12 protein-coding genes are annotated in these 13,264 nt (G+C 59.7%); 2 read left to right on the forward strand and 10 right to left on the reverse strand.

Going from position 1 to position 13,264, the window contains the following annotated elements; translation table 11 throughout:
• Nucleotides 1–40 precede the first annotated feature (40 nt).
• Both AAF555_06660 and tig read right to left on the reverse strand, forming a co-directional pair.
• Entirely contained in the window at nucleotides 41–724 is a 684-nt protein-coding gene (locus AAF555_06660) for an ATP-dependent Clp protease proteolytic subunit (protein MEM6911250.1), read from the reverse strand.
• 23 nt (nucleotides 725–747) lie between these two features.
• Entirely contained in the window at nucleotides 748–2,073 is a 1,326-nt protein-coding gene (gene tig / locus AAF555_06665) for a trigger factor (GenBank protein ID MEM6911251.1), read from the reverse strand.
• A gap of 364 nt (nucleotides 2,074–2,437) precedes the next feature.
• On the opposite strand from tig, the gene AAF555_06670 reads away from it, so the two are divergent.
• Both AAF555_06670 and AAF555_06675 read left to right on the forward strand, forming a co-directional pair.
• A complete protein-coding gene (locus AAF555_06670; protein MEM6911252.1) occupies nucleotides 2,438–4,717 on the forward strand; it encodes a hypothetical protein in 2,280 nt (759 codons plus the stop codon).
• Between the two features lie 34 nt (nucleotides 4,718–4,751).
• A complete protein-coding gene (locus AAF555_06675) occupies nucleotides 4,752–5,999 on the forward strand; it encodes a surface lipoprotein assembly modifier (GenBank protein ID MEM6911253.1) in 1,248 nt (415 codons plus the stop codon).
• 49 nt (nucleotides 6,000–6,048) lie between these two features.
• On the opposite strand, the gene AAF555_06680 is transcribed toward AAF555_06675, so the two are convergent.
• From AAF555_06680 to AAF555_06715, 8 genes are all read right to left on the reverse strand, one after another.
• On the reverse strand, nucleotides 6,049–6,264 hold the full coding sequence (locus AAF555_06680) for a DUF433 domain-containing protein (GenBank protein ID MEM6911254.1): 216 nt from the start codon (nucleotides 6,262–6,264) through the stop codon (nucleotides 6,049–6,051).
• Between the two features lie 97 nt (nucleotides 6,265–6,361).
• Nucleotides 6,362–6,667, reverse strand: coding sequence for a HigA family addiction module antitoxin (locus AAF555_06685; protein MEM6911255.1), 306 nt, complete (start codon nucleotides 6,665–6,667; stop codon nucleotides 6,362–6,364).
• A gap of 12 nt (nucleotides 6,668–6,679) precedes the next feature.
• Nucleotides 6,680–6,961, reverse strand: a complete 282-nt coding sequence (locus tag AAF555_06690) for a type II toxin-antitoxin system RelE/ParE family toxin (protein MEM6911256.1) — start codon at nucleotides 6,959–6,961, stop codon at nucleotides 6,680–6,682.
• A gap of 295 nt (nucleotides 6,962–7,256) precedes the next feature.
• Nucleotides 7,257–8,534, reverse strand: a complete 1,278-nt coding sequence (locus tag AAF555_06695; GenBank protein ID MEM6911257.1) for a pitrilysin family protein — start codon at nucleotides 8,532–8,534, stop codon at nucleotides 7,257–7,259.
• Nucleotides 8,515–9,183, reverse strand: coding sequence for a 2-C-methyl-D-erythritol 4-phosphate cytidylyltransferase (gene ispD, locus AAF555_06700; GenBank protein ID MEM6911258.1), 669 nt, complete (start codon nucleotides 9,181–9,183; stop codon nucleotides 8,515–8,517). Before ispD ends, AAF555_06695 begins: the two co-directional genes overlap by 20 nt.
• Complete coding sequence (gene dxs, locus AAF555_06705; GenBank protein ID MEM6911259.1) at nucleotides 9,180–11,096, reverse strand: 1-deoxy-D-xylulose-5-phosphate synthase; 1,917 nt, start codon at nucleotides 11,094–11,096, stop codon at nucleotides 9,180–9,182. The genes ispD and dxs overlap by 4 nt, the downstream gene beginning before the upstream one ends.
• On the reverse strand, nucleotides 11,083–11,394 hold the full coding sequence (gene xseB / locus AAF555_06710) for an exodeoxyribonuclease VII small subunit (protein MEM6911260.1): 312 nt from the start codon (nucleotides 11,392–11,394) through the stop codon (nucleotides 11,083–11,085). Before xseB ends, dxs begins: the two co-directional genes overlap by 14 nt.
• Before the next feature lie 64 nt (nucleotides 11,395–11,458).
• Nucleotides 11,459–13,219: a glycosyltransferase family 39 protein gene (locus tag AAF555_06715; GenBank protein MEM6911261.1), complete on the reverse strand. Its 1,761-nt coding sequence runs from the start codon at nucleotides 13,217–13,219 to the stop codon at nucleotides 11,459–11,461.
• Between the last annotated feature and the right edge of the window lie 45 nt (nucleotides 13,220–13,264).

The raw sequence follows: 13,264 nt of genomic DNA on the forward strand, positions 1-13,264 counted from the left end.
TCACTCTCTGAAAATTATATTCTAGCGCGACCCCTCCGAATTAGGAAGCGTTTTCCTGATCCGATTTGTTCTCCAACACTCGGTCTACCAGTCCATATTCCGCTGCCTCGGGGGCCGAAAGCCAATGGTCCCGGTCGGCATCCCGCTCCACCTGCTCGACCGTCTTCCCGGTGTGCCGGGCCAGGATGGCGTTCAAGCGGCGCTTGAGAGAATACATGTGCTCGACGGTGCGCTCGACATCGCTGGCCGTCCCCTGCGCCCCCCCGGACACTTGATGGATCATGATGTCCGCATTGGGAAGGGCAAAGCGCTTGCCCGCGCTCCCGGCCGCCAAAAGCACCGCCCCCATGCTGGCCGCCATCCCGATGCAGTAGGTGTTGATGTCACAGCTGACAAACTGCATCGTGTCGTAAATGGCCAAGCCCGAGGAGACGGAGCCTCCGGGGGAATTGATGTAGATATTGATGTCCTTTTTGGGGTCTTGCATTTGCAGGAACAAAAGCTGGGCGATGACCGAATTGGACACTTGATTGTAGGGATCGATCTCGGAGCCAATGAAGATGATGCGGTCCTTGAGCAGACGGGAGTAGATGTCGTAGGAGCGCTCGATGCGGCCCTCCTGCTCCACCACCATGGGCACGTAGCTGTTTGAAACACGAGCCAGCTCCTGGGGGCTGGCCTTTCCGGCGGAAGTCCGGGCGGCTTGGAGAAGAGAAGAATCCATAAAGGGAAAGGGAAAGTAAGCGTTCAATCGGGAGCCGAATCGGGCTCGACCTCGGTGACGCTGGCGTTCTCCTTGAGGAAGTCAACCACCTTGCCGAGGGCAATCTGATGCCGGACGGAGCCGATACGATCCTCTTTCTCGAGCTGCTTCATCAATTTATCCGGCGTGGACTGCTCTTTGAGCGCCATGAGCATGATCCGCTGTTTCAGCTCGGCCTCGGAAGCCTCAATCTTCTCTTCTTGGAGAATGCGCTGGAGGATGAAATTTGTTTTGACGGAGGTGCGGGCGCGCTCGGAGGCAGTGTTCACAATGTCCTCCTCTTGTTTCTGGATTTGCTCGTTCTGAAAGCCCTGCTCGAGGCCGTAATTCACCATCTCATTGACCTGGGCTTGGGTTTCTGAGGCCACGATGTCTTCCGGTAGCTCGGCCGCCACCTTGGAGTCGAGGTAAGCCATGATTTGATTCTCGACCGCCTGGTCGGCCTTGCGGGTCGCCTCCGCCTCGAGCTGTTCCCGGACATCCGATCGGAGCGCCTCCAGCGTGAGCCCCTCGCGCAGCTGCCCCGCGAAGGCGTCATCCACCTCAGGCAGGCGCTGCGCTTTGACCGACTTGATGGTGACCTCGTAATCGATGGTTTTGCCCTGGAGCGCCTCGAGGTAAAAGTCATCGGCCAGCGTCACGCTCACCGAAAGGGTCTCTCCGGCCGAGGCGCCCTCCAGGCCCTTGGCAAAGCCGGGCAAGAAACTCTCCTCATCCATCCTGACCCAGAAATCCTCCGCATGGTCGAGGTAATCGGGCAAATCCGGAAAGCCCTCTTTGACAGGCGCCCCCTCGATTTTTCCTTGGAAATCGACGGTCGCGAAATCGTCCATCGCCAAAGAGCGCTCCAGATCCTCGTAGTTCGCGAAACGCTGCCGCATCCCCTCGATCGTTTTCTCCACCTGGGCCTCCGTCACCTCCACCTTGGGCTTCTCCACCGGGATGCCCTTGTATTCCGGCAAGATGATTTCAGGGGCCAGCGTCAGCTCGGCCTCGAAGGAAAAGCTCTCATCGGAGTGAAAGGTCTGCTCACGGACATCGCGGACGTTGAGCACACGCAGTTTCTCCTGCGCCACAGCCTCCCGGTAGGCTTGTCCGATGAGGCGCTCTTCGGTCTCGGCTGCGATCTCTTTGCCATACTTTTTCTGAATGACGGCCGCCGGGGCCTTCCCGGGCCGGAAGCCGGGAATTCGAGCTTGCTGCGAAAAGGCCTTCACCAGTTGCTGGCGCTCTTGGAGAACGGCATCCGAAGGCACTTCCACCTTCAGGAGAGCCTGACAATTTGGCTGTCTTTCGACAATGATGTTCATGATGGGCAGGGAAAGAAACTGGCCCGGATTCGGGCCAAAAAGGCGCGCAGGATAAAAGCGCTTTTCGCTTTTGACAAGCCCTTCTGCTTCTCCCGCCCAGCCTCCTTCCAAAGCGCCTCTCGGGCCAAAGGCCTTGACCTCAAAACGAGGCTCTCGAAATGGAAACCACTTTGAAAACCACTCGGCTTTTCGGTCAGGTTCCTTAACTAAAAAATCCGCCCGCAGCCCGAGCAAAAAGGCATTCGCGCTTGCATTCCCTGACCTGTGATTTACCCGGATTTTCGTCTCCAATCGGTGCCATCACGAAGGGCGTTTTCTCCTAGGAGGCCTCGCCCCTTTTCCCATCCATCACACCTTGCCTGCCATGTTCAAAATCGTCATTTGCTTTCTCTCTTTGTTTGCGGTGCCACTAGCCCAAAGTCAGACCTGCACCTTGGGAACCAACACGGATGTTCTCATCGAGAACGACTTCAGCAGCGCGCCCTTTCGAGACACCACCATTGGAGTGACAGATCTCGGGGCCAACCTGGGCGACACCCTGCCTTGTCCCACCCAGGCCATGGCCCCTGGTGGGGGAAACGTTCCCTTCGCTAGTATCTTCGGCACGGGGACGGTGGAGGCCGATGAGGTGCAGGCGTTCACCTTCACCAATTCCTTGGACCCCAATGACACCCAGTCCATTGCCGTCTTCTTCGGGGCCACCGGAGCGGACTTCGTAGCCTTCAATACGGCCAATCCCGGGCCCTTCAGCGTCCTGGGAGCAGCCAGCGGGCCTCCTCCCTCTGGCCCAGGCGGTGGGGCCACCCCGCCCTCGGTCTCGCCCACTCCATCCAGATCGCTATCCGTCGTGGGCTCTCCACAGCAGTTCGCTAACCAGCCTGTCTCTGTCATCGACGCCATTTTCCCGGCCAGCGAGCGCCGGTCGACCGTCGAGCAGCTCACACGAAACCCCGAAGAACTCAGTGAATTCGTCTCCATTCTGCAAAGGGAAGCGCGCGATCTTCTCCCGAAGTCCAAAGATCGCTCCACGGTGGCGCCCCTGTCCGAACGGAAAGTCTCTGACTTCATCAAAGCCGTCCAATCTCAGAACGAGGCGGCTCTGCCCCCCATTTACTCCCTCCTTTCAAGCTCGGACGCCCCTAGCGGCGACGGAGCCAGCAGCCCACCGAGACGCTCTTTAGGAAGTGGTCCCGCCCCGGTCTACAATTTCCCCACCAATGATGAGCTTTTTGAGAACCTCTTCTCGACCGACCCCGACGAGCCGCTTGAACCGGTGGCCGGGCCCCAAGACCCTGAAATTTGGGCTCCCTTCGCTCCGACTCCCGAGCCGATCGTCTCCATCCCAGGCGGCTTTGACGGTCCTCAGCCAGCCGCTGGGAGTCGGGATGCCTTTCGCAAGAAAATTGAGCTGATGAAGAAGGCCAACAATTGGTCGGATGAGAACCTGCTGCCTCTGCGGCAAGAAATCGAACTCTTTGAACTCGACGAGACAGATCCTCTCTCGGTTAAGCTCTACAACGAACTCATCGACGCTTACAATGCGCTGGTCCTTCTTTGGATGGATATGGGCGACATCATTAGCTCGCTGGGCGGCAGCTTGAGCGAGCTGAGCCAACTGGAAACCTCCTCCGGAGACTTCGGCGAAGGAGGGGCGACCTACACCATCGGCGAATTCGAGCAGGAAGGGACTCCTCCCGAAACGGAATCTGAGGAATTGGACAATGACTTCGACCAACCTTGGTATCTTCCCTACAACTCCGTGGTGACCGATTCGGGCTGGAAAGACTACGACAACCCGCTGGGAGACTATCGCAAAAATCGAAGCGAGCGGGGGAGCGCCCTTTTCGGAGGGGGCGCCAAGCAGGCTTGGGACAACCTCCAAAAGGTTCATAGCTTGGTCGCGAGAGATCGGAACGCGCTGGAAGCCTTGAAACAAGACAATGACGAACTCCTAAACGAGATTGCTGACGAAGCCAAAAGCTTCGCCAAAGACCAAGCCTGGGATCTCTTAGGGGGCTTTTCCGGGATCAACAGCAAGCTCCAAGATAAGGTCAAGGACCTCCCTAAAGACAGTGCGGCCCGCAAAAAAATCGAAGCCTTCTACCAGAAGCATGGGGACAAAGTGGAAGACTTCGCCTCGGATCTCGACCAAGCGGACGAAGCCTTCGGAAACTTCGAAACCGCGCAGGGTTTTCTAGAAGACTACAATAACATCCTGGCCGAGGTCGGCAATACCTTGGCAGAGGGTCTGCCTCCGGGAATGGAACAAGGCGCGAAGCTCGCCATCGCCACCGCGCAACAAGCGGAAAACATTGCCGGCTATGTCTACCAAGGAACCAATATTTCCGAGTTCGAAGCCCAGCTCGATCGAAATCTGGGTTGGCTGAACGACCAACACATGGCGGTCAACGGAACTGTCAATGAGGCCACTCAATTTGCGCGCGGGGTCACCGAAAACCTCTCTCAGATGTCGAGCAGCCAAATCTCTGACGCCTACAATAGCTTGAAGGACTTCGAAGGCGTCGGCGGACGCAATCGTAGCCCCATCATCCAGCAAAGCCTGGATGCCATGCAGAGCTACCTGACGGGCTCGAAATTCACCTCCGGTTTCGCGGGCAACCTGAGCCAGATCCCCATGCCTTGAGTCGCTGGCCTCTCCCCACCCACTTCCTTGCTCGATGACCGCCAAGCTCTTCTTTTTTCTCTTTCTCTGCCCCCTCGCCTTCGGGTCGATGGAATCCGCCAACCAAACCATCCGCGAATCCCGCGTCAAGCTGGACGGGGGCCAGTCCTTGACGGGCGATGAATGGATGGCCTTAGGAGCGGCCCTGCATGAGCGGGGCGAATACATTCTCGCGGTCGAGGCCTTCACCGTGGCTTCCGTCCTCGACCCCGGTCTGGCTGAGCAAGCCTCCCTCGAGATCAAGAACTCGAAGGCCGCCATCTCTGGCCAGCGCGTCGTCGCGCAAATCGAGAGCTATGCCGCCGAGCTGGAAAGCGTGGGCGAGCAACTCCGGCGGGAAACCGAAATCGTCTCCCAAGCCGCCCAGCGCGTCCAAACCACCCCGGCCGAGCGGCCCCTGACTGGGAGCATCGGGCTGACCTTGGGCTACGGCACCTCCCTCGACGGCCGCAACCGGGATCTCTTCCTCCCCGGACCCACCGAATCGGACGACACCTTCATCGACCTGGAACTGTATCTCGCTTACCGGCTCTATCAGAAAAACGGCTACAGCCTGACCCCCTTCGTCAGCTTCGCCACCCGGAACCACTTCGACGCCACCACGCTCGATTATGACAGCCTGACCGCCGCGCTCAGCGGGAGTTACCTCGATCAAACCAAGGCCCTCATCCACACCCTGGACCTCGGCACCTCGCAGCTCTGGTTCGACAGCGAATACTTCTCGAACGCCCTCTTCGCGAATTACCAAGTGGTTCATCGGCTCAGTGACACCCAAGCCCTCGGCGCGGTCGCCCGGCTCGACTGGGCCGACTACCAAACCCTCACCGGCGTGAATGATCGCGACGGAGAAATCTACTCCGGCAGCCTCTTCTACCAGCACAGCTTCTCCCGCCTAACCGCCAACCTCTCGGTCAACTTCGGTCACCAAACGACCGAAGGGACCGAGTATGAAAACTCCTTCATCGGGATCTCCCCCTCCCTCTCTGCCCAGCTGCCCTACGACATCTCAGGCCGTTTGTTCTTCAGCTACACCCATGCGCCCTACGAGAAAGCGAGTGGCTTCCTCACGAACGGTGATCCCCGGAGTGATGACCGCCTCCGCACTGGGCTCTCCCTCTCCAAAGAACTCGTGGAAAACTGGCGGCTCAGCCTTTCCTACACCTACTCCGAACAGGACTCGAACGTCACCTTGTTCACCTACGATCAACACCTCTTCACCAGCAAGCTTGTCTACAGCTTCTGAGCCAAGGCTGTTCCCCTCTGCCGAGAGATATGAGCATCGACCCAGATCCTCATGCCGCGATCACCGTGTGATCCCTGCGCTTGCGGGCATAAATGATGGCCGCACGAATATCCTCCTCTTCCAGGTCCGGAAGTTCAGACAGCACCTCCTCGTGACTCAAGCCATTCGCGAGCAGATCCAACACCCGAATCCGCATTCCACGAATACAAGGCTTCCCACCGCATTTGCCGGGATCAACAGTGATCCTGTTGGTGAAGTCGTTCATGCTTTCGTTTCTATCTGCGTTGATTGGCATTCACTCCAAACCTTGGCTATACCAGCTTGATTATAACCCAAGTCGCAAGCCAATCAGTCTACTCCTTTCAAGCAACTTGGAACTCATGCACTTCGCCTTTGATGACCTCTCCCTTGGAGCGTTCGGCGGCGTCCATGTCGTAGGATAGCTGAAGTCGCATCCAATAGCCCGGGGATATGCCAAAGTAGCGACCCAGCCGCAGATCATACTCCGGGGTGCAACGTCGATTGCCTGCCTTCATCGCGGACAAGTGCGGAGCCGGGATGCCTGTGGCGCGGGCCACCTGGGCTTGCGTCGCAGGCCACTCCTCCAGCGTCTCCGCCAAAGTCTCGGCAAAAAAGTTCTCGAGGGGAATCAAATTTGAATCAGTCATGGCTATGGAAAATCAGTGATAGTCTTCGATCAAAACCTCCGAGGCGTTGCCGTCCTTCCATCCGAAAACCACGCGCCACTGACGGTTGATTCGGATGCTCCAGTAAGCTGAGCGATCACCCACCAAGCTCTCCAGCCGGTTGCTCGGAGGCACCCGAAGATCGTTGATCGAACTGGCGTTATGGATCTGCATCAGACGTCGTCTGGCTCGCTGTTGGATGTCCTGCGGCAGTTTCCGGCTGAATGCACCCCGAAAGACTTTTTCGGTCTCAGCGTCTCGGAAACTGACGATCACTGAATGAAATTACCAAAATTGGCAACGGGCGCAAACTCTCTTTTCCGACAAGCTGTAGATTATAGACTGCCTGCCACCCTACTTATACCAAGCTGCAGAATTGGCTGGTAGAATGGCCGAGTGGATTTCGGGCCAGACCAAGGCGCGACGAGGGCGCGATGCAGGCACCGTAACCGAGGAGCAACGCAGGGCTGGCTCGAAAGACTCCGGCTCTTCCTTCCCCGCGCTTCAGCGCCTCTTCCCCACACCACCCTCCCTCCATTCTACTAGTGTATTCTGGAGCTTGGTATTACGCTTAGGGCAGGCCGAGCCGGCTCGAGATCCCTTGGCTGCCCAAGGCCCTCCCAATGACGGCACTCCCCAAGTGGGCTCGATCAAAAATGTCGGCCGCGAGGGCTTGGAGATCTTCTCGCCGGACCTGCGCCAGTCTGGCGGCCGTCTCCTCGGGATCGACGATGCGATCGTGCACTTGGAGCGACTCGGCCACCCAAGAGAACTGATGGTAGGTCGACTCCTGCGCCAGCGCATGCTGTCCGAGAGCGTAGCGAAGCGCTTGTCCGAATTCCTCCTCGCCAGGAGCTTCGCTTGCGATGCGACGCAACTCCTCACCCAGGAGGTCGAGCGTTCGTTCGACCTTTCGTTGGTCGACTCCAGCATAGATTTGGAGCAGCCCCGCCTCATCAAAGACCTCCGTGTCCGTGCTGATCTGGTAGCAAAGCCCTTCCTGTTCCCGCAGGCGCTGGAAAAGCCGGGAACTCATGGTTTCCCCCAAGAGGATGCTCAGGAGACGGAAGGCAAAACGCCCCTCGGAAAGCCTTCCCGGCCCCCGGAAGCCCAGCGCGAGATGCGTTTGGTCAAGGTCCGGGCGGACTTCCTCCTCATGAGAGGGGGCCTGCGCCAAGGCATCCATCTTTTTGGCGGGACGCTCCTGGAGTCGGCAATCGGAAAACGCGGCCTCAAAAAAATCGACCACCTCTTCATGGTCCACGGGGCCAGCCAGGGAAATGACGGTGTCCGGACCGAAGTAGCCACCGGAGACGAAGCCTTCCAGGTCCTCGCGAGCAATCCGCTGGACGGTGGCCTCTTCGCCTGCCACTGGCCGACCTAAAGAACTGCCCGGCCACATGGCCTCGGCATGCAAGTCCTCGATATGTTGGGACGGCTGTTCGCGATACATCACGATCTCCTCCAGGATGACTTCGCGCTCGCGCTCGATCTCCTGCTCCGGGAAAAGCGAATGCCCATAGAGATCGGCCAAGACCGCCCCCGCTTCCCGCCAAAACTCGGCCGGCACTTGCGCGTGGTAGGCGGTGTGATCTTCCGCAGTGAAAGCGTTGATTTGCCCACCCACGCCCTCCACCGCTTGGGTGATGGCGAGAGGCGAACGAGTCGGCGTGCCCTTGAAAAGCATGTGTTCGGCGAAATGAGCCAGACCGGCCAAAGGCGCGGCCTCATGCCGGGAGCCCACCCCCGCGTAGATCCCGAGGCAGGCACTCCGCATCCACGGCATCCAGGCCGTGCCCACTCGGAGGCCGCCGGAAAGCCGGGCCTCTTTATACCTGGTCCCGTCCATGCTCTCTTTCCCTCCAAATCCAGCGGGCCAATTCCAAATCCCGCGGATGGGTGATCTTGAGGTTCCAGTCCAAGTTCTCCATCAGCCGAACCTCCCCGCCATGGTAGCGGACCGCGCCGATCTCATCGGTCACCTCCACCCCATCGCGATCGACCGCCGCGAGAGCCTCCCGCAAAATTTCCCGGCGAAAAACCTGCGGCGTTTGCACCGCCCACAGCCCCTCCCGATCCAGAGCCTCCTCCACCAACCCAGCCGAAGAAGCTCGCGAAAGGGAGTCCACCACCCGAGCCGCCAAGACGCCTGATCCATTCTCTTCGGCGCAACGGAGGAGCTGGTTCAGGGTCGCCGAAGTGACCAAAGGCCGAGCCGCGTCGTGGACGGCCACCCACTCGGCCCCCTCCGAGGTCGCCTCGACCCCGGCCCGGACCGAATCCTGTCGCCTGGGACCCCCCGCCACCGAGCGGACAGCTTTCCCAAGCGGCCTTTCGAAAGCGGCCTCGCTCACCACCACCACCTCCTGCACCGCTTCGCAGGCCACCAAGGCCTCCAGGGAACGCTCCAAGACCGTCTTGCCGCAAAGCTCGGCCGCGAGCTTGTCGAAGCCCATGCGGCGGCTGCTCCCAGCCGCCACTAGCACGGCTGCGTTCATACCGCGGTCGCCTGCCGCGAAATCCCTTGCCGATCCAGCTGCTGGAGGATTTTCTCCGCGGCGTGCTGGGCCGTCAGGCCATGCTTCTCACGCAGAATGGGGATGGTGCCGTGCTCGATGAACTCATCAGGCCACCCGATGCGCTCGACCGGCGTGGGGTAGCCCGCGTCGTGAAGGTGCTCGATGACCCCCACCCCAAAGCCATTGTGCAAGACGTGGTCCTCAAAGGTGCAGAGGACCTTCGTCCGGGCAGCCAAGTCTTCCAAGAGGGCGGTGTCGAGCGGCTTGATCCAGCGGGCATTGACCAGAGCCACCGACAGGCCCTCGGCCTCCAGCAGGGCCTTGGTCTCGCGAGCCATCTCCAGCATCTGACCCAGGCTGATGAGCGCCACGTCTTGCCCGTTTTCCAAGACCTCTGCCTTCCCAATCTCCAGGACTTCGGGCTCCTTTTTCGGCTGGGCTCCGATGCCGGCTCCCCGGGGGTAGCGGATGGCGCTCGGCCCTTCCTCATGCTGCGCCATGGTAAAGAGCATGTCGGCAAACTCTTCCTCATCTTTTGGCTGCATGTGAATGATATTGGGCACGTGCCGGAGGTAACCGATATCGAACAGGCCGTGGTGGGTCGGGCCGTCGTCGCCCGAGAGTCCGGCCCGGTCCATACACAGGCGGACGGGCAGCTGCTGCAAGGCCATGTCGTGGATGATCATGTCATAAGCCCGCTGCATGAAGGTGGAGTAGATGGCGAGGAACGGCTTCTTCCCGCGCGTGGCCATGCCGCAGGCAAAGAGCGCGGCGTGCTCTTCGGCGATGCCCACGTCGAAATAGCGATCCGGCACTTCCTTTTGGAAAATTTCGAGCTTGGTCCCCCCAGGCATGGCGGCGGTGATGGCCACGATGTCTTCATCCTCCTGCGCGTAACGGGAGACCGTCCGGGCGAAGACTTCGGAGTAAGTCGGGTGGGTTAGGCTGGCCGTTTCTCCGGTTTCCGGAGAGTACTGGCCAAGGCCGTGGAACTTGCCCGGATTGGCCAAGGCCGGTTTGAAGCCGCGGCCCTTTTCCGTGATGATGTGGAGGATGACGGGCTCGTCATACTTCTTGAGAAACTCGAAGGTCTTTTCCAGCAAGTCGGTGTCGTGGCCATCAATCGGGCCGAAGTAGCGGAGGCCGAACTCTTCAAAGAGAACACTCGGCGCCAGGAAGCTCTTGGCGCTTTCCTCGACCTTGTGGGCCAGGCGGCGGGCAGACTTCCCGGCGATGAATTCGACGAAAGCGGCCGCTTTTTCCCGGAGGTAACTGTAGCTCGAGCTGGTGTTGAGTTTGGTGAAGTATTGGGAAATGGCGCCCACGTTTTTCGCGATCGACCACTCATTGTCGTTCAGCACCAAAATGAAGCGTTTGGTGGTTTCAGCGATGTTGTTGAGGGCTTCGAAGGTCGGGCCGCACGTGAAGGCGGCATCGCCCGCCACGCACACCACATGCTCCTGCCCGCCCGCCAAGTCCCGGGCCGCCGCCATCCCGAGAGCGGCTGAGACCGCCGTCCCGGCATGGCCGGCCCCGTAGCAGTCATGCTCACTCTCCGTCCGCAGGAGAAAGCCGTTCAGTCCTTCGTATTGGCGGATGGTGTCGATTTGCCCCGCGCGGCCGGTCAGCATTTTGTGGACATAGCCTTGGTGGCTTACGTCGAAGACAAAGCGATCGCTCGGCGTGTGGAAGACCCGATGGAGAGCGATCGTCAGTTCGACCACCCCCAGGTTGGGACCCAGGTGTCCCCCCGTCTTGGCGAGGGCCGAGATGAGGACCGAGCGGATTTCCTCGGCCAGGACCGGGAGATCCTGGGCCTCGAGCGCTTGGACATCGGCCGGGCTGGCCACCCGGGAAAGCACCTCGGTGGCGGCCACTTCAGAACAACTCATCCCCTTCTTCGTCTCCTCCATCAAGTTTCTCCTTGGTTGGTGCGGGCTCGGAACCGCCTGGCTGGGCGGCGCTTTCCGCTTCAATCTCCTGGATACGCTGTCGCGCTCGATCCAGTTTTCCTTCACATTCAGCTAACAGTTTGGAGCCCTCTTCATAGTGCTGAACGAGGGCGTCCAACTTGAGCGGTTCGTTCTCCATTTGGGCCACCAATTCTTCTAAGCGCCCGATAGCGGATTCAAAATCCACTTCCGGCTCTTCGACGGCGGCGACAGCGGGCGTTGGGGTGGCGCGGAGCATGATGGCGTGGAAAAGACTGGAGGTTCTACTGGAGTCAAGCAAGCAAGAACCGGGCGGGCGAGCTTCATTCCTGCTCGTCCTGACCCACCAGCTCCCGCTGGCTATCGGTCAGAAAGAAGAATTCCTGGCCCAGAAAGACCGGCACCTTGTAGCGCAGGTCCTCGGGCACTTCCGAGAAGTAACGGGTGTAGGGTTGGATGAAGACTTGGGTCCAGTTGCGGTAGGGGCCCTTGATGATGTCGGGATTGAGCGGTTCGGTCACCGAGACGGGGGTGAAAAAGACGCCCGCCATGGGGGTGCCCTTTTCGGCGCCGTATTCCTCCATTTCGACGAGCCCCCGGTTGTCCTTGGGCACCCAGAGCGCCAGGCGATCAGCATACCAGGCCACGGCCCAAGGCTGATCGGTCATGACGACTTCGTTCTCCCGGACCACCTCGCTCAAGGCCGCGTTGATGGCCGGGATGTAGGGGTAGTTGTATTTCACGGGCGAGCCGCCGCGCAGCATGGCGCGGGGCACCAGCAATAGCATGGGAATGGCGGCCAAGAGCACCACGATGATGAGGTGCCCATTGGCGAGAAAGGCCGGCCCCGAGCTGAAGTTGAGTCGATTCCACAAGACCGAGAGAAAGGCCAGCCCATAGGCCGTCATGATGGGCGCAAAGAGCAGATGCAGCTGATTGGAATCGATCTTCTCCTGCACCCCGAAGAGGGACATCCCGAGCAAGGCCATGATCCACATCAGCAGGATGCACCATCGGAAACTGGCGATCTCCGGTCGCCGGAACGGATGCAGCAGGGAGAGAAAGAAAACCGGCGCCACCAGAATCGATCCCAGGAAGGGCAAGAGGTCATCCAACTGCCGCACGGCCCCGAAGGCCACCTTGCTCTGGAGCCCCTCGGCATTCAAGGGATCGCGCTCGGGATCGAGGTTGCGCATGACATTGCCGATGTCCCCGCCCAGACCTTCATAAAGGGCATAAAAGGAGAGCCCGGTGAATTGCCCATTGAAGCGCGTGTTGCGCACCAGCCAGGGGGTGATGACCAGGAGAAAGAGCGCCAAGGTCACCAGCGCGACCGTGCCGCGTGGTTTGAAGCAGATGACAGCGTAAATGAGGTAGCCCACGAAGATCCAAACCGCCAGCCAATGACTCAAAGCCAGCAAGCCGAAAAAGACCGCGGCCAAGCCCACCCAGACAAAAGGCGAGCGATCCACTTGGGTGGCCTCGACTGCTTTGAAACTAAAATAGAGCGCAAACGAGAAGAGGAAGAGCATCAGCATCTGCGGCAGGCCCGATTGGGTGTATTCCCAAAAGAGAGGGCTTAGGATGACCAGCGTGACCGAGACCCCCGCGATCTTCCCATCGAAGATCCGGCCGATCAGCAAGTAGAAGATGCCGACCGAACTGAGGAACAGCACCACCGACATGCCCGCGATGGCCAGGTCTGGCGGGAAGACGGTCTTCTGGAGCGCTTGCCGATCAAAGCTGAAATCCCCCTCGCCTTGGAAAAAGCGCAAGCCGACCGAGTTAACGACCGGCCCCAGCGGCGAATGGAAGGTGTCACTGAACTGGGAAAGCGTGACCTCTTGTCCGGTCCCTTCGAGGCTTTTGTTGGCGTGGTAGACCGCCAACGGGCGGATGAACTTGGTGGAGAATTTGTTCCCGCGGACGATCTCGCGCGCGATCTGGGCTTGGTCCATCCCCGAGGTCGTGGAAAGACCTTGGAAATCCACAAAGAGATAGAAAAAGGTCAGCAGCAGCAGGGCCAGGAGGAAGACCGCGCGACGGATCAGGATGGCCGGAGTGAATTCTGCGGAGGCGCTCATGGGCGAGGGGAGAAGCGGAGAGGCAAGCGGGCTAGTAGAGACACT

It is taken from the genome of Verrucomicrobiota bacterium (assembly GCA_039027815.1).
In the GTDB taxonomy this organism is placed as follows: Bacteria; Verrucomicrobiota; Verrucomicrobiia; order Verrucomicrobiales; family JBCCJK01; genus JBCCJK01.